The organism is Providencia stuartii (assembly GCF_029277985.1).
In the GTDB taxonomy this organism is placed as follows: Bacteria; Pseudomonadota; Gammaproteobacteria; order Enterobacterales; family Enterobacteriaceae; genus Providencia; species Providencia zhejiangensis.
On the sequence record NZ_CP119546.1, the window covers coordinates 4,223,491 to 4,239,980 of the forward strand.

A 16,490-nucleotide genomic window follows, 5' to 3' on the forward strand; every position below is an offset into this window, starting at 1 on the left:
GCAACAAAAAAATTTAATTTTTTGTTCGCTTGCTCACATTTTATTCGTTTTTTGTGATTTTGATGCTTTTTTCGCTACATTCAGCTTAAAACATCTACAGCGAATTGCTACTATAATCTAGGATTATTTAATCAGTAAAGTGTCTTGGCACCATAAAAAAATGGTGAACTCATTTTTTAAAATTAAAAATGACGTTTTTTGTCTGTTTAGAGACCATGTCTATCGCTGTTTTTTTCAGCAGTTAATGATATTTTTACAGCCTCCGTCAAAAAAAATTCACATAAAACATAAAAAGTTCTACGCCTACTATCTTTCACTCGCTATGATGCAACTTAATTTTACGGATACGGGTGTTTAGGCAACCTGTCCAACCTGCATAGAATAGGCAGATGTTGGTTTATGAAACAGACAGAGAATTTAATTACTACACCATACTTAGAGTTTGATCGAGAACATTGGGCTACATTACGTGATTCAGTGCCATTAACATTAACACCAAGTGAGCTTTCTGAGCTGAAAGGCATTAATGAAGAACTCTCCATGGAAGATGTTATTGAGATCTATCTACCATTGTCTCGTTTACTCAATTTCTATATTAGCTCTAATTTACGTCGCCAAGCTGTGTTAGAACAATTTCTTGGTACCAATGGCGCTAAGGTTCCATACATTATAGGGATTGCTGGAAGTGTTGCTGTCGGTAAAAGCACGACGGCTCGCTTATTACAGGCGCTGTTGACTCGCTGGCCTGAGCATCGAAAAGTTGATTTAATCACAACGGATGGTTTTTTATATCCTAACCAAGTTTTAAAAGATCGTAATATCATGAAGAAAAAAGGTTTCCCTCAATCTTATGATATGCGTAGGTTGGTTAACTTTGTCTCACAAATAAAGTCAGGCGCCCGCAATGTTGTTGCACCAGTATACTCGCACCTCACTTATGACATCGTTCCCGACCAACAACAAGTCATTGATCAACCTGATATATTGATTTTAGAAGGCTTGAACGTGTTACAAAGCGATATGGACTACCCACATGACCCTCACCATGTGTTTGTATCCGATTTTGTTGACTTCTCTATCTATGTCGATGCGAACCCTGAACTATTAAAACAGTGGTATGTGGGGAGATTCTTAAAATTTCGCCAAGGCGCATTCTCAGATCCTGATTCTTATTTTCACAATTACTCTAAATTGAGTGAAGAAGAAGCCGTTAATATCGCTGGCGCTATTTGGGATGAAATTAATGGACTCAATCTCAAAGAAAATATTTTGCCGACAAAAGAACGTGCTAGCCTCATCATGACTAAGGGTGAAAACCATTCCATTCAGAGTGTTCGGTTAAGAAAATAATAACAGCAAGCCGGCTAAAAACCGGCTGTTATTTATTCACTGATAATTTCCAACGGCATTTAAAATACGCTGTTCGTATCATTACTGGAGGCCAAATACCAATGTAGTACCGTGGGCGTTATCGCTCGACAGATAGCCTACACCGATTTTCATTTTCATATCATAACCATAAATTTTCAGCGGTGTTTCAACTGCAACTTCAGTACTGTTAATAAATCCAAAAGATAAGTCACGATAACCTTTACCATAAAAACCGCCAATTCGATTGGACAGCAATAGGTCAAAATCCTTTTCCATAATATTCAAGGCATCCGAAACTAAATAACTTGCTCCGGTTGACCATGTTCCTGCATTATCATCAACTTTAACGCCGCTTTTATTATTATCAATACCGGTTAACACCATATATGAAATGCGACTATGGAATGTGAGCTCATCATTATTATCAAAGGCTTTTTTAAATTTCGCACCGATTTCAGGCGCAAAATGTAAGGTATTAACATCCCAATCAAGTAGCCCATTATCGGTGAGGCCCTCTTTTACTTCTTGACTTCCTCGAACCTTAGAATTATTCACCATTTTTGAATAACCTAAATCAACCGCCCCTTCTAGGGTTACATATTGATTTAATTTGTAATCCACTTTTGGGGTAACCATTACATTGAATATATCCCAGCGCCCATAATAAATATCGTTATCGTCATTGATACTAATCGGGTCTAAGCGAACTTTAAGATAACTTCCTTTTAGTCCGAGAGAGAATGCATAATCTTCATACTGATACAAATTTTCAAATACATATGGCAAAATATATTTGTTGTAATCAACCCCTTCAGAATGCAGCGTAGATGCGCTGATATCATTGCTTGATGATAAGGTTAAAAGTTTAGAGTATCCGGAAGTTAAGTCATCAGCATAAGTTAAATTTGCATTATGTACTAACACTAAAAATAAAGCTGTTTGTTGTATTCTTCTCATCATGTTCGCATTAACTGTATGATTTAAATAATTTATAATAAGTGTAGATTATTAATTATTTATTTCTAACAATAAAATATTGTCGCCTTTAATAATAATTTTTCTGTTTCACTCGATATCAACTGATTTAAATACCTTTATTGCACTACCAAAAAATACACCTAAAATCAGTCGATATATATTAAACACTTCGTTATATTTCATTCGCTCTTAATGAAATTTCACCGCCAATATATGGAATAATATCACCATTATCATGTTGCAATAAAAGAGCACCTTGCTGATCAATTCCCTTTTCAATCCCAGTGATAATTTTATCTCCAATCAATAACTTAACCTTTCTTCCTAAGAAATTATCAAGCTCAAACCAGCTCTCTAAAAATGGGGCTAAACCTTCTTTTTCAAATAAGATTAATGCTTCTTTTAATGCATTAATAATACTTGCTGATAATTCGTTTCTTTCAATATTTTCAACTTCGTCTACCAATGATGCCCATTCTTGGTTGATGGATTTTTCTTTATCAATATTTTTTTTCTCCATACCAATATTAATGCCAATACCAATAATAATATGTGCTGCATCACCTGTTTTACCTGTTAATTCAACAAGTATTCCTGCTAATTTTTTATCATTAAGGTAAAGGTCATTAGGCCATTTAACCTTAACTTTGCCTTTGCTAATTTTGTTTAACGTTTTCGCAATGACGATACCCACAACTAAACTAAGACCTACCGCCGCCGCCGGCCCTTGGTCAAGTTTCCAATACATGGATAAATATAGATTACAGCCAAATGGAGAAACCCACTGTCGCCCTCTACGGCCTCTTCCAGCACTTTGATATTCCGCTAGACATGTATCACCAGACTGTAAGCTAGGAATTCTATCCAGCATATACTGATTTGTTGAATCAATGACAGGTTCGACGATCACATGACTCCCCTGAACCTGCTTTCTAATTACTTCACCATTCAACAAATTAACTGAATAAGGTAATTTATAGCCTTTTCCGGTAATTGTTTGTACCTGAATACCCCATGAACGTAGCGTTTTAATGTGCTTATTGATACCCGCTCTTGTCATACCAATTTTATCACCCAGTTGTTGTCCAGAGTGAATTTGGGCATCCGATAAAAGCTCAATCAATTGTAATGGTATGCTAGTTTCTTTCATAAAATACAATCCATTGGGTTAATTTCACCATTTTTGCCAATAAATCTCACTTCAGGCTCAAGCATAATACCAAAATGTGAATGTACCGTTTGGCTAATATGTCTAGCGAGATTAACAACATCATTCCCTGTCGCTTGATTTTTATTAATTATCACTAAAGCTTGCCGTGTATGAACTGCCGCTCCGCCCAATTCATAACCTTTCAGACCACACTGATCTATCAGCCATCCTGCGGCAACTTTGACTGAACCATCTTCCTGAAGATATTGTGGACATGTGGGGTAAAGCTGCTTTATTTGCTGTGCTTTATCTGCCGAGATAATTGGGTTTTTAAAAAAGCTACCCGCATTTCCTGTAATAGCAGGGTCGGGTAATTTCATTTTTCGTGTATTACATACAGAGTCAAAAACTTGCTGTGGTGTGACTGTTTCAGGATCTAACAGCGCCAAATCGCCATAAGTGAGTTTTGGAGTCCATTGCTTAGAAAGTTTAAACCCAACACCAATAATAATGTAATCATCCTGATATTCATGCTTAAAGATACTATCACGATAACCAAAACGACATTCTTCAGCTTGGATCCTCACCGTTTCACCTGTTATCAGATGCAACATATCCACATACTCACATATATCTTTTAGCTCAACGCCATAAGCGCCTATATTTTGTATTGGCGCAGATCCTACACAGCCAGGTATTAATGCTAAGTTTTCAGCTCCATTAATACCGTTATTCATTAAATATTCAATAAATTGATGCCAGTTTTCACCTGCTGCTGAATATACCTGCCAATCATCAGCTGTTTCAGTTACATTGATCCCTTTAATGCGATTTAAAATAACTACGCCATCAAAATTATCGATAAATAAAACATTACTACCGCCACCAAGAATCAAAACAGGTAACTGCTGTTTTTTTGCTTCAAGCCATTGCTGATAAATAGCTTCCGCTGATTCAGCAATACAAATGGACTTTGCTGTTGCATCAATACCAAAACTATTAAATGGTTTTAATTCAAGGGATGGGTTCATTGCAGCCTTCGATAAACAATAAATAAAGATAAGACAAGTCTATCAGGCCGACCAACGAGAATCATTAAATAATGAAGCGACATTGATGATATTAAGAGTATTACTTTAAAACAGTAAAAATCGAAACAATATATCAAAGGCTGTGGGAGCTTTTGCAAACGCTAAATAGCAAAAAGCCACCGATTAAGGTGGCTTTTTTATGTTTAAAACCTAGCAGTTCCCTACTCTCACATGGGGAGACCCCACACTACCATCGGCGCTACGGCGTTTCACTACTGAGTTCGGCATGGGGTCAGGTGGGACCACCGCGCTATTGCCGCTAGGTAAATTCTTTTTAAATGCCGATAATTCATGGTGCTGATACCCAGATTCGAACTGGGGACCTCACCCTTACCAAGGGTGTGCTCTACCAACTGAGCCATATCAGCAATATGGTGCGGTCAGTCAGTACTGACACAACCTTTAAAATTGATGTCTGGCAGTTCCCTACTCTCACATGGGGAGACCCCACACTACCATCGGCGCTACGGCGTTTCACTGCTGAGTTCGGCATGGGGTCAGGTGGGACCACCGCGCTATTGCCGCCAGACAAATTCGGTTTTTGTTCCCGTTGGCTTCCACCAACCAGAACAGCAATCTTGAACAAGCTAATTTCTCACACTCTGCGTGCGCTTCACAACGTTCTCTCTAAAACACCTTCGGTGTTGTCAGGTTAAGCCTCACGGTTCATTAGTACTGGTTAGCTCAACGTATCGCTACGCTTACACACCCAGCCTATCAACGTCTTAGTCTTAAACGTTCCTTTAGGACCCTTAAAGAGTCAGGGAAGACTCATCTCAAGGCAAGTTTCCCGCTTAGATGCTTTCAGCGGTTATCTCTTCCGCACTTAGCTACCGGGCAGTGCCATTGGCATGACAACCCGAACACCAGTGGTGCGTCCACTCCGGTCCTCTCGTACTAGGAGCAGCCCCTTTCAATCTTCCAACGCCCACGGCAGATAGGGACCGAACTGTCTCACGACGTTCTAAACCCAGCTCGCGTACCACTTTAAATGGCGAACAGCCATACCCTTGGGACCTACTTCAGCCCCAGGATGTGATGAGCCGACATCGAGGTGCCAAACACCGCCGTCGATATGAACTCTTGGGCGGTATCAGCCTGTTATCCCCGGAGTACCTTTTATCCGTTGAGCGATGGCCCTTCCATTCAGAACCACCGGATCACTAAGACCTACTTTCGTACCTGCTCGAGCCGTCACTCTCGCAGTCAAGCTGGCTTATGCCTTTGCACTAACCGCATGATGTCCGACCATGCTTAGCCAACCTTCGTGCTCCTCCGTTACTCTTTGGGAGGAGACCGCCCCAGTCAAACTACCCACCAGACACTGTCCGCACCCCAGATTATGGGGCCACGTTAGAACATCAAACATTAAAGGGTGGTATTTCAAGGTTGGCTCCATGCAGACTGGCGTCCACACTTCAAAGCCTCCCACCTATCCTACACATCAAGGCTCAATGTTCAGTGTCAAGCTATAGTAAAGGTTCACGGGGTCTTTCCGTCTTGCCGCGGGTACACTGCATCTTCACAGCGAGTTCAATTTCACTGAGTCTCGGGTGGAGACAGCCTGGCCATCATTACGCCATTCGTGCAGGTCGGAACTTACCCGACAAGGAATTTCGCTACCTTAGGACCGTTATAGTTACGGCCGCCGTTTACTGGGGCTTCGATCAAGAGCTTCTCCTTACGGATAACCCCATCAATTAACCTTCCAGCACCGGGCAGGCGTCACACCGTATACGTCCACTTTCGTGTTTGCACAGTGCTGTGTTTTTAATAAACAGTTGCAGCCAGCTGGTATCTGCGACTGGCTTCAGCTCCATCCGCGAGGGACTTCACCTAGCGCCAGCGTGCCTTCTCCCGAAGTTACGGCACCATTTTGCCTAGTTCCTTCACCCGAGTTCTCTCAAGCGCCTGAGTATTCTCTACCTGACCACCTGTGTCGGTTTGGGGTACGATTAATGATAATCTAGAGCTTAGAGGCTTTTCCTGGAAGCGGGGCATGAGCTACTTCGCCACCGTAGTGACTCGTCATCAGACCTCAGCATGTAGTGAACCGGATTTGCCTAATTCACCTGCCTACATCCTTAAACCGGGACAACCGTCGCCCGGCCAGCCTAGCCTTCTCCGTCCCCCCATCGCAATTATCACCAGTACAGGAATATTAACCTGTTTCCCATCGACTACGCATTTCTGCCTCGCCTTAGGGGTCGACTCACCCTGCCCCGATTAACGTTGGACAGGAACCCTTGGTCTTCCGGCGTGCGGGTTTTTCACCCGCATTATCGTTACTTATGTCAGCATTCGCACTTCTGATACCTCCAGCATGCCTCACAGCACACCTTCACAGGCTTACAGAACGCTCCCCTACCCAACAACATTTACATGTCGCTGCCGCAGCTTCGGTGCATGGTTTAGCCCCGTTACATCTTCCGCGCAGGCCGACTCGACCAGTGAGCTATTACGCTTTCTTTAAATGATGGCTGCTTCTAAGCCAACATCCTGGCTGTCTGAGCCTTCCCACTTCGTTTCCCACTTAACCATGACTTTGGGACCTTAGCTGGCGGTCTGGGTTGTTTCCCTCTTCACGACGAACGTTAGCACCCGCCGTGTGTCTCCCGTGATAACATTCTTCGGTATTCGTAGTTTGCATCGGGTTGGTAAGTCGGGATGACCCCCTAGCCGAAACAGTGCTCTACCCCCGAAGATGAGTTCACGAGGCGCTACCTAAATAGCTTTCGGGGAGAACCAGCTATCTCCCGGTTTGATTGGCCTTTCACCCCCAGCCACAAGTCATCCGCTAATTTTTCAACATTAGTCGGTTCGGTCCTCCAGTTAGTGTTACCCAACCTTCAACCTGCCCATGGCTAGATCACCGGGTTTCGGGTCTATACCCTGCAACTTAATCGCCCAGTTAAGACTCGGTTTCCCTACGGCTCCCCTATACGGTTAACCTTGCTACAGAATATAAGTCGCTGACCCATTATACAAAAGGTACGCAGTCACACCTAAAAGGTGCTCCCACTGCTTGTACGTACACGGTTTCAGGTTCTATTTCACTCCCCTCGCCGGGGTTCTTTTCGCCTTTCCCTCACGGTACTGGTTCACTATCGGTCAATCAGGAGTATTTAGCCTTGGAGGATGGTCCCCCCATATTCAGACAGGATAACACGTGTCCCGCCCTACTCGTCGAGTTCACAACACCAACACCTTCGGATACGGGGCTATCACCCTTTACTGCCGGACTTTCCAGACCGTTCTCCTGATGCTGATGCTGATTAAGACTCTGGGCTGCTCCCCGTTCGCTCGCCGCTACTAGGGGAATCTCGGTTGATTTCTTTTCCTCGAGGTACTGAGATGTTTCAGTTCCCTCGGTTCGCCTCGTTTGACTATGGATTCATCAAACGATAGTGCAACGAATTGCACTGGGTTTCCCCATTCGGACATCGTCGGCTATAGCGGTTCATATCACCTTACCGACGCTTTTCGCAGATTAGCACGTCCTTCATCGCCTCTGATTGCCTAGGCATCCACCGTGTACGCTTAGTCGCTTAACCTCACAACCCGAAATTGTTTCAACGATCACCTAACTGTCATGGCTGTGCGTGGTGAAATTCTTTGTTGCGCGGTGCTCGTCATGCTCACGTACCGATGTACGCTGCGCTGACTGCGCTCCTACGCCGCGAATTTCACACTGCTCGCTCATGCCACTCGTTTGAATGACCGAAAATTTCAGGTTTGAAATTTTGAGAGACTCTCACATTGTTTAAGCGATAAACAATGTGCGTTGTTTCAATTTTCAGCTTGTTCCAGATTGTTAAAGAGCATAATTGTTAAACTAACTCAGTGAATTAGTTTAATCATTATTTATGGCCAGCACTTTCGAGAAAGTGCGAGCTAAGACATTTCAAGGCGTAGGCGCACAGCGAGCGGAATGTACATTCAGTACATGAGCATCGCGAGCACCGCACAACGCTGAAAGGTCGACGCGCAGCCTTTCGATTGACCCACACTGAATGGCGTCCCCTAGGGGATTCGAACCCCTGTTACCGCCGTGAAAGGGCGGTGTCCTAGGCCTCTAGACGAAGGGGACAACAAGGTCTTCAGTCAATCTTAGATTGGCTTTGCTCTACTTTTCATCAGACAATCTGTGTGAACACTTCACAGAAACACTTCAATGGTAAGGAGGTGATCCAACCGCAGGTTCCCCTACGGTTACCTTGTTACGACTTCACCCCAGTCATGGATCACAAAGTGGTAAGCGCCCTCCCGAAGGTTAAGCTACCTACTTCTTTTGCAACCCACTCCCATGGTGTGACGGGCGGTGTGTACAAGGCCCGGGAACGTATTCACCGTAGCATTCTGATCTACGATTACTAGCGATTCCGACTTCATGGAGTCGAGTTGCAGACTCCAATCCGGACTACGACGTACTTTATGAGTTCCGCTTGCTCTCGCGAGGTCGCTTCTCTTTGTATACGCCATTGTAGCACGTGTGTAGCCCTACTCGTAAGGGCCATGATGACTTGACGTCATCCCCACCTTCCTCCGGTTTATCACCGGCAGTCTCCTTTGAGTTCCCGACCGAATCGCTGGCAACAAAGGATAAGGGTTGCGCTCGTTGCGGGACTTAACCCAACATTTCACAACACGAGCTGACGACAGCCATGCAGCACCTGTCTCAGAGTTCCCGAAGGCACCAAAGCATCTCTGCTAAGTTCTCTGGATGTCAAGAGTAGGTAAGGTTCTTCGCGTTGCATCGAATTAAACCACATGCTCCACCGCTTGTGCGGGCCCCCGTCAATTCATTTGAGTTTTAACCTTGCGGCCGTACTCCCCAGGCGGTCGATTTAACGCGTTAGCTCCGGAAGCCACACCTCAAGGGCACAACCTCCAAATCGACATCGTTTACAGCGTGGACTACCAGGGTATCTAATCCTGTTTGCTCCCCACGCTTTCGCACCTGAGCGTCAGTCTTTGTCCAGGGGGCCGCCTTCGCCACCGGTATTCCTCCACATCTCTACGCATTTCACCGCTACACATGGAATTCTACCCCCCTCTACAAGACTCTAGCTGACCAGTCTTAGATGCCATTCCCAGGTTAAGCCCGGGGATTTCACATCTAACTTAATCAACCGCCTGCGTGCGCTTTACGCCCAGTAATTCCGATTAACGCTTGCACCCTCCGTATTACCGCGGCTGCTGGCACGGAGTTAGCCGGTGCTTCTTCTGTCGGTAACGTCAATCGTTGATGATATTAGCATCAACGCCTTCCTCCCGACTGAAAGTACTTTACAACCCTAGGGCCTTCTTCATACACGCGGCATGGCTGCATCAGGCTTGCGCCCATTGTGCAATATTCCCCACTGCTGCCTCCCGTAGGAGTCTGGGCCGTGTCTCAGTCCCAGTGTGGCTGATCATCCTCTCAGACCAGCTAGGGATCGTCGCCTAGGTGAGCCATTACCCCACCTACTAGCTAATCCCATATGGGTTCATCCGATAGCGCAAGGCCCGAAGGTCCCCTGCTTTGCTCCTTAGAGATTATGCGGTATTAGCCACCGTTTCCAGTAGTTATCCCCCTCTATCGGGAAGATCCCCATACATTACTCACCCGTCCGCCGCTCGTCAGCGAGAAGCAAGCTTCCCCTGTTACCGCTCGACTTGCATGTGTTAGGCCTGCCGCCAGCGTTCAATCTGAGCCATGATCAAACTCTTCAATTAAAAGTAGTCTGATGCTCAAAGAATTAAACTATTTATCAATTCGCTTCTGTTCGGCTAACATTGTCGGCTTCGCTGCGCTTTCCTCGCCGTACCTCAGTACTGTCTCGGAAATGCTCACTCGCCTTCGCGTTATCCTTCCACAATCGAATTGCACATTGTTAGTTCATATATGAATTAACGTGTTAGTCACTCTTCAAGACTTAAAATCAAATATTTTTTTGATAGTGTCCTGTGAGTGCCCACACAGATTGTCTGATAAATTGTTAAAGAGCGTTGCGACTTTATCTTTCGATATTAACCGTTTAGGTCTTTGTCGCGAGGTGGCGTATATTACGCTTTCCTCATCGAGAGTCAAGCTTTTTTTTCGCTTATCTTTTCAGATTCTCTCGTCTGCCGTCGTTAGCCTTTTGGGCTTGCCATCACATTCTGTGTTGGCTCATCGTCGGTCAGTGGAGGCGCATTATAGGGAGTCAGAAAATTCTGGCAACCCCTTTTTTCAATTTTTTTTTCGTTTGCTCAGATTGCCATCAAATTTAACTTAGATAGCCAGTTTTTCCAACGAATTAAACCCTTCAGTGGCCAACACTGATTGCAATTCTATCGCGCTATGATTCATTAATAGACAATACGCAAAATCTGCATCATGACTCGCAATGATATCTTCTGCTTGATTGTTAATCAGCCATACCGTACGCCTAGCAATTGCAGCGCCTGAATCAATGAATCGGGTTCCATTTGGAAGCACTTGCTCAAGTTCTTCTATTAATAGAGGGAAATGAGTGCAGCCTAGAACAACGGTATCTGGCGCTTCTGGCATTCTTAACCATGGTTTCACCGCATTGGCGACTTCTGTTAAAGGTATCTGTTCTCCATGTAGCTTTCTTTCTGCCAATTGCACAAGGTCTGCTGAACCAAGTGAAATGACTCTACAGTCTGTCGCAAATCGCGCAATCAACTCTTTCGTATACTCGCGATTGACGGTGCCCTTCGTCGCTAACAACCCAACTATGCCATTTCGGGTTAATTTAGTGGCGGGTTTAATCGCGGGTACGACACCAACCACAGGAAAATTAAAATGCGCTCTAAGATTAGGCAAACTAATCGTACTTGCGGTGTTACATGCGATGATAGTAATAGTCAAAGGATGCTTTTTGGCAATTGCATTCACGATTTGATAAACCCTATCGACAATAAACTCTTCGCTCTTTTCGCCATAAGGAAAAGCTTCATTATCGAATGCATATATATAATGTGCGTTAGGCAGTAATTTTTTGACTTCACGATAAACAGATAACCCGCCCACCCCTGAATCAAACACAAGGATGGTCGGGCGAATAGATAGGTTGTGATTAGAAGTTGTAGCTTCCTGTAAGGAAATATTCTCTTCCAGCGGTGCGATAACCATACGCGGTCTCATAGTCTTTATCGAACATATTAGCTATTTTACCACGAATTGTGAGCTGTGAAGTGATTGGATATGCCGCTGTGAGATCCCAAAGGCTAACCCCCCCTTGTTTTAGACGTTTTGATGGTGATTGGGAAAAGTCATTATCATAACGCGAACCTATATAGTGATAAGTTAGCCCCATATCTACCTCAGCAATATTCCAATCTAATTGGTATTTCACTTGTTGCTTAGCTCGGCGCTCCAATACTTTGTTCGTTTTTTTATTTCTGGGATCGACATATTGGTATGTTAATTGATGATGTAAAAAGCCAGTGCTAAATTCACCAACCCACTCGATACCTTTAATTTCTGCTTTTCCAATATTTTCATATGTATTGATAAAATTGCCATATTTATATTCAATCAGGTTATCAATATCATTATGATAAGCATTAATTTGCCAGAATAGCGGTCCCGTTGTTCCTTCAACACCAATTTCCCACTGCTTACTTTCTTCTGGTTTTAAGTTCGGATTACCTTTTGTTGTTCCCCAACTTGATGAAGAATATGCGTACAGTTGACTTAGATTAGGTGCTTTATATGCTGTTGCGTATGATCCAACCAGTTTATACCCATCATAAAATTCCCAGCTCAGCCCTGATTGCCATGATGTATGCCAATTAAATTCTGAATGATGATCCGTGCGAACGGCGGCTTCAGCTATAACAGAATCAACAAACGAGTATTGCCCCGTCAAATAGAGCCCCGTGTTATTCATGGTTTCTTTTTTAGTTATTAAAGCATAGCCATTAGGTTCTATGCTTTGACGCTGATAATCTATACCCGCACTAATATTACCTTTATCTAAACGATAATTGTTACCCCACTGAATATTATACTGCTTTGATTCATCTAGATTAGAAGAGCTAGCATACTGCCCTTGCCTTGGATCAAAATTGTAATCTTTAACGTAACTATAGCTTCCGGATAGTGAGGTTGAGTATTGGTTTTGATGATATTTAACGCCAGTTTCATATGTACGGCTATAAAGTTTACGGGTATCTACCCGCACACCTGAGTATTCAGAGGCATCATAACGAGTTCTATTATCATATCCATATGCTCTCGCATAAGCTGATATTTCAGATGATAACTGGTGCTCCACACCTAGCCATAGTGATTTATTAAGAAAACCATCTTTATCGTAGTCACGTGGACTAACGTCCTTAGGTGCTAGATCAAATCCTTTTGTATAGGTATAAGCTGCGGCAGCGGTTACTGTTGTTTTTTCACCGATTTTCTGTTGAGTTGAGCCGTTATAATTCTGATAACCATAAGAACCAATACCCGCATTTAATGTGGTTCCTACATTATCTCGGCGAGTAATAATATTAACAACACCACCAATTGCATCCGAGCCATAAACAGCCGATCTTGCTCCACGAATATATTCGATTCGCTGAACTAAAGAGATAGGAATTTGGCTCATATCTGATGAGCCAGAAATACCCGCTTGGTTTAAACGAACACCATCAACTAATACCAATACATGGCGAGACTCTGAACCTCTAATAAAGAGGGAGCTCTGCTGTCCTATACCACCATACTGGGCAATATCCACACCCGGTAGCCGCCTTAATACATCAATCACAGTATTCGACTGCCAATGATCAATATCTTCACGCGTGACAACGGTTACTGGCGCTAATATCGATGAGATAGGCTGTTCAAAGCGGTTCGCTGATACCACCATTTCATCTGATTGATTATTTGCATTTGCCAAAGAAGAAATACCACACAACACTGCCATAGCAGCAGCCGATAACGGCAACAACTTATTCTTATTCATTTTGATAAACTCGGAATATCAATAAAATTAAAATTCCGCGAGGTTGAATATCAGATCCGCGCTAATAATCAACAAAGCGATAAAGCTATGGCAGGTCTTCGGACTTAGAAGTGATACCCATTAAGGGTACGATAATTATGGAGGCAACTTCCCATCAATTTAAAACAGTGTTGTATCTCCTCTTATACTTCATTACCGCTGCGCGTCAGTCTCGGAATCACACCGAGTTCCCTCTTCATTCATTGAGACCATAGCCGTATTATCCTAAAGGGAACGAGTATAGGTGTCTATGGATCTATTTTCATGATCCCTCATATGACACTCACGATTGGCATCTTATTCAGCCCAGAGACTTTATAAATAGAATCAAAACTGGACATCTGCACGACTTGCCCTACAATTTCGTCCCTGATGTAATTTTTACTGTTTTCTATGAATGGGGCCATATTAATGAACACCGAGCACTATGCATTGCAACTTGCAGAAAAAGTAGAACGACTAAAAATGATGATGGCCCCTTATACGACAACTGAGCCTGAAGTATTTGCGTCACCAGAATCCCATTATCGGATGCGTGCAGAATTTAGAGTGTGGCACGACGGTGATGATTTATTTCATATCATGTTTGATAAAGAAACCAAAGAACGTATTCGGGTTGAGCAATTCCCCGTTGCAAGTGAGCTAATTAACCAGGCAATGCAAGCACTTTTGCCTTTAATAAAAGAAAGTACGCTTCTGCGTCATAAATTATTTCAAATCGACTATCTTTCAACGCTGAGTAATAAGTTAATTATCTCTTTGCTCTATCATAAAAAACTGAATGACGAGTGGACCGAAGAAGCTAAACAATTAAAAGCAAAATTAGTGAGTAAAGGTTTTGACCTTCAACTCATCGGTCGTGCATCAAAAACTAAAATCATGCTCGATAATGATTATGTTGATGAAGTGCTACCCGTTAATGGTCGGAATATGATTTATCGGCAAGTTGAAAATAGCTTTACCCAGCCTAATGCTCACGTGAATATTAATATGTTGGAGTGGGCAATCGCTGCAACTAAAGGGGCTACAGGCGACCTACTTGAACTGTATTGTGGAAATGGCAATTTTTCATTGGCATTAGCACAAAACTTTGAGCGCGTCTTAGCAACTGAAATTGCTAAACCGTCGGTATCTGCTGCACAATATAATATCGCTGCAAACAACATCAATAATGTGCAGATTATCCGTATGTCAGCAGAAGACTTTACACAGGCTATGCGTGGCATACGTGAGTTTAAACGCCTTGAAGGTATTAATTTACGTGATTACCAATGTAATACTATTTTCGTTGACCCTCCACGCAGTGGCCTAGATGATAAAACCGTTCAATTAGTGCAAGAGTATGACCATATCCTCTATATTTCTTGCAACCCAGAAACCTTGTGTGACAATTTAGCGGTTTTAAATGAAACTCATGAAGTGAAAAAACTCGCGCTGTTTGATCAGTTTCCTTACACCCATCATATGGAAAGTGGTGTTTTGCTGACTCGCCGTTAGTTTTTTTGATTGTGAAACACAAACGCCGCAATGCTTAACATTACGGCGTTTTCTATCAAGCTCATTTTTACAAGCTAATTTTAATTGAAATTAAATTTCAGCTTCATTTTCGGCTGTCAATTCTTGCTGCTCTCTTTTACGTGCTTTCCAGCTTGTATACAACCACAATGCTAAAGCAACAATGATCGTTGCAGGAATAAAGTTAGAGCCAACTTCTGGGTGTTGTACGCGTAAAATTGCCGCATAAGCAAACAAACCTAAAAAGAAGTTACCCACGACAAATTTAGGCAATCCTATAGGCATCGCATGATGTAAATAACGCTGATGTAAGCAATAAACTGCTAATACTAAAGTAATAATTGGGAAAATGGAAAACTCTACTAAGGAGTTAAACAGAGCAGAGAAAGTTCCGTGAGTCGATAAGCCAATGACTAAGGCGAGTAGTAATGTGCTTTTCTCATAGCGATTGTGTTCCGTCATTGATTCTCCTTATGTTATTTAGTGAGATCGGGGTCAGTTTGATTCTGTTTTTCTTGTTCGCGTCGGTACCAGTAATATGCGCCTTTAGCAATCATTCGTAGTTGAAGTACAAGCCGTTCTTCCAGATGTTGCCTTTTCTCTTCATCAATATCGAGCGCCTCAGCACCCGCACTAAAAACGATGGTAACCATGGATTCTGCTTGTAGTTCAGTGAAATGGCGCGGCATATGGCTTTCTTGTTCTAGGTAATCCGCCAATTCAGCAATAAAATGTTGGATTTCCCGTGCCACCGCAGCGCGGAATTCAGCTGAAGTACCGGAGCGTTCACGCAATAATAACCTAAAGGCATTAGGGTTATTACCAATAAACTCCATAAAAGTTGAGATTGACGTCCGGATCACACTACCGCCTTTTGCGATACGCTGCCGAGCTTGCCGCATCAGTTGACGCAACATCAAACCACTTTCGTCAACCATGGTCAGACCCAGTTCGTCAACATCTTTGAAATGGCGATAAAATGAAGTGGGTGCAATGCCTGCCTCACGTGCGACTTCACGTAAGCTGAGACTGGTAAAACTACGTTCTGCACTTAATTGGCTAAATGCGGCTTCAATGAGCGAACGACGAGTTTTTTCTTTCTGTTTTGCTCTAACGCCAATATTATTGCTCACGGTGATCCTGATTTCTATGTCATTAAACAGCCATTAACTTTCAATATACCAAAATATTAAAATGACAGCGCGGCTATCGTTCTAGCATACCCTAAAATTATTAGACTGTTTGAGGGAAAAAGCGATTAAGTATACAGATTACTGCTTTTCAGAATTTGACCAAATCATTTTTCAATAACTTTTGGCTTTTCATGGCTTAATTGCTCAAAATTCATTACCCCATTTAAATAAGGCATAAAGAAATATTTTTCTGAATCAA

General features: G+C 43.0%; 9 protein-coding genes, 2 tRNA genes, 4 rRNA genes and 1 riboswitch. Of the genes, 2 read left to right on the plus strand and 13 right to left on the minus strand.

Annotated elements, in window-relative coordinates; translation table 11 throughout:
• Window positions 1–399 precede the first annotated feature (399 nt).
• The gene (gene coaA, locus P2E05_RS19270) at window positions 400–1,350 is read left to right on the plus strand and encodes a type I pantothenate kinase (protein ID WP_154624779.1); all 951 of its coding nucleotides are present in this window, start codon (window positions 400–402) and stop codon (window positions 1,348–1,350) included.
• Window positions 1,351–1,431: 81 nt separating this feature from the next.
• Here the strand turns inward: coaA and P2E05_RS19275 are convergent, their stop codons facing one another.
• The 11 genes from P2E05_RS19275 to btuB form a co-directional block, all read right to left on the minus strand.
• Complete coding sequence (locus P2E05_RS19275) at window positions 1,432–2,331, minus strand: hypothetical protein (protein WP_196714230.1); 900 nt, start codon at window positions 2,329–2,331, stop codon at window positions 1,432–1,434.
• Window positions 2,332–2,521: 190 nt separating this feature from the next.
• Window positions 2,522–3,499, minus strand: a complete 978-nt coding sequence (gene birA / locus P2E05_RS19280; RefSeq protein WP_163863319.1) for a bifunctional biotin--[acetyl-CoA-carboxylase] ligase/biotin operon repressor BirA — start codon at window positions 3,497–3,499, stop codon at window positions 2,522–2,524.
• The gene (gene murB / locus P2E05_RS19285; protein WP_154624963.1) at window positions 3,496–4,530 is read right to left on the minus strand and encodes a UDP-N-acetylmuramate dehydrogenase; all 1,035 of its coding nucleotides are present in this window, start codon (window positions 4,528–4,530) and stop codon (window positions 3,496–3,498) included. Before murB ends, birA begins: the two co-directional genes overlap by 4 nt.
• A gap of 208 nt (window positions 4,531–4,738) precedes the next feature.
• Window positions 4,739–4,854 (minus strand): 5S ribosomal RNA (gene rrf / locus P2E05_RS19290).
• A 28-nt stretch (window positions 4,855–4,882) separates the two neighbouring features.
• Window positions 4,883–4,958 (minus strand) — tRNA-Thr (locus P2E05_RS19295).
• A gap of 45 nt (window positions 4,959–5,003) precedes the next feature.
• Window positions 5,004–5,119, minus strand: a 5S ribosomal RNA gene (gene rrf / locus P2E05_RS19300).
• Window positions 5,120–5,238: 119 nt separating this feature from the next.
• Window positions 5,239–8,144, minus strand: a 23S ribosomal RNA gene (locus tag P2E05_RS19305).
• A gap of 460 nt (window positions 8,145–8,604) precedes the next feature.
• Window positions 8,605–8,680: transfer RNA gene (locus tag P2E05_RS19310), tRNA-Glu, on the minus strand.
• An 88-nt stretch (window positions 8,681–8,768) separates the two neighbouring features.
• Window positions 8,769–10,308: ribosomal RNA gene (locus P2E05_RS19315) — 16S ribosomal RNA — on the minus strand.
• Together the 16S, 23S and 5S rRNA genes with 2 tRNA genes alongside form the textbook arrangement of a ribosomal RNA operon.
• A gap of 538 nt (window positions 10,309–10,846) precedes the next feature.
• Entirely contained in the window at window positions 10,847–11,713 is an 867-nt protein-coding gene (gene murI / locus P2E05_RS19320) for a glutamate racemase (protein ID WP_163863321.1), read from the minus strand.
• Entirely contained in the window at window positions 11,658–13,544 is a 1,887-nt protein-coding gene (btuB, locus tag P2E05_RS19325) for a TonB-dependent vitamin B12 receptor BtuB (protein ID WP_154624415.1), read from the minus strand. The genes murI and btuB overlap by 56 nt, the downstream gene beginning before the upstream one ends.
• A 72-nt stretch (window positions 13,545–13,616) precedes the next feature.
• A riboswitch (cobalamin riboswitch) is annotated at window positions 13,617–13,812 on the minus strand.
• Between the two features lie 182 nt (window positions 13,813–13,994).
• Here btuB and trmA point away from each other — a divergent pair.
• Window positions 13,995–15,080 carry a tRNA (uridine(54)-C5)-methyltransferase TrmA gene (gene trmA / locus P2E05_RS19330; RefSeq protein ID WP_272658017.1) on the plus strand — a complete coding sequence of 362 codons (1,086 nt, stop codon included), beginning with the start codon at window positions 13,995–13,997 and terminating at the stop codon, window positions 15,078–15,080.
• A gap of 90 nt (window positions 15,081–15,170) precedes the next feature.
• On the opposite strand, the gene P2E05_RS19335 is transcribed toward trmA, so the two are convergent.
• Window positions 15,171–15,560, minus strand: a complete 390-nt coding sequence (locus P2E05_RS19335) for a YijD family membrane protein (RefSeq protein ID WP_154624413.1) — start codon at window positions 15,558–15,560, stop codon at window positions 15,171–15,173.
• A gap of 14 nt (window positions 15,561–15,574) precedes the next feature.
• The gene (gene fabR, locus P2E05_RS19340) at window positions 15,575–16,231 is read right to left on the minus strand and encodes an HTH-type transcriptional repressor FabR (RefSeq protein ID WP_163863326.1); all 657 of its coding nucleotides are present in this window, start codon (window positions 16,229–16,231) and stop codon (window positions 15,575–15,577) included.
• Window positions 16,232–16,490 lie beyond the last annotated feature (259 nt).

Excerpts from the sequence above, each read along its gene's own strand:
- coaA (WP_154624779.1), top strand. The coding sequence starts at position 400 with ATGAAACAGACAGAGAATTTAATTACTACACCATACTTAGAGTTTGAT.
- P2E05_RS19275 (WP_196714230.1), bottom strand. The coding sequence starts at position 2,331 with ATGATGAGAAGAATACAACAAACAGCTTTATTTTTAGTGTTAGTACAT.
- birA (WP_163863319.1), bottom strand. The coding sequence starts at position 3,499 with ATGAAAGAAACTAGCATACCATTACAATTGATTGAGCTTTTATCGGAT.
- murB (WP_154624963.1), bottom strand. The coding sequence starts at position 4,530 with ATGAACCCATCCCTTGAATTAAAACCATTTAATAGTTTTGGTATTGAT.
- murI (WP_163863321.1), bottom strand. The coding sequence starts at position 11,713 with ATGGTTATCGCACCGCTGGAAGAGAATATTTCCTTACAGGAAGCTACA.
- btuB (WP_154624415.1), bottom strand. The coding sequence starts at position 13,544 with ATGAATAAGAATAAGTTGTTGCCGTTATCGGCTGCTGCTATGGCAGTG.
- trmA (WP_272658017.1), top strand. The coding sequence starts at position 13,995 with ATGAACACCGAGCACTATGCATTGCAACTTGCAGAAAAAGTAGAACGA.
- P2E05_RS19335 (WP_154624413.1), bottom strand. The coding sequence starts at position 15,560 with ATGACGGAACACAATCGCTATGAGAAAAGCACATTACTACTCGCCTTA.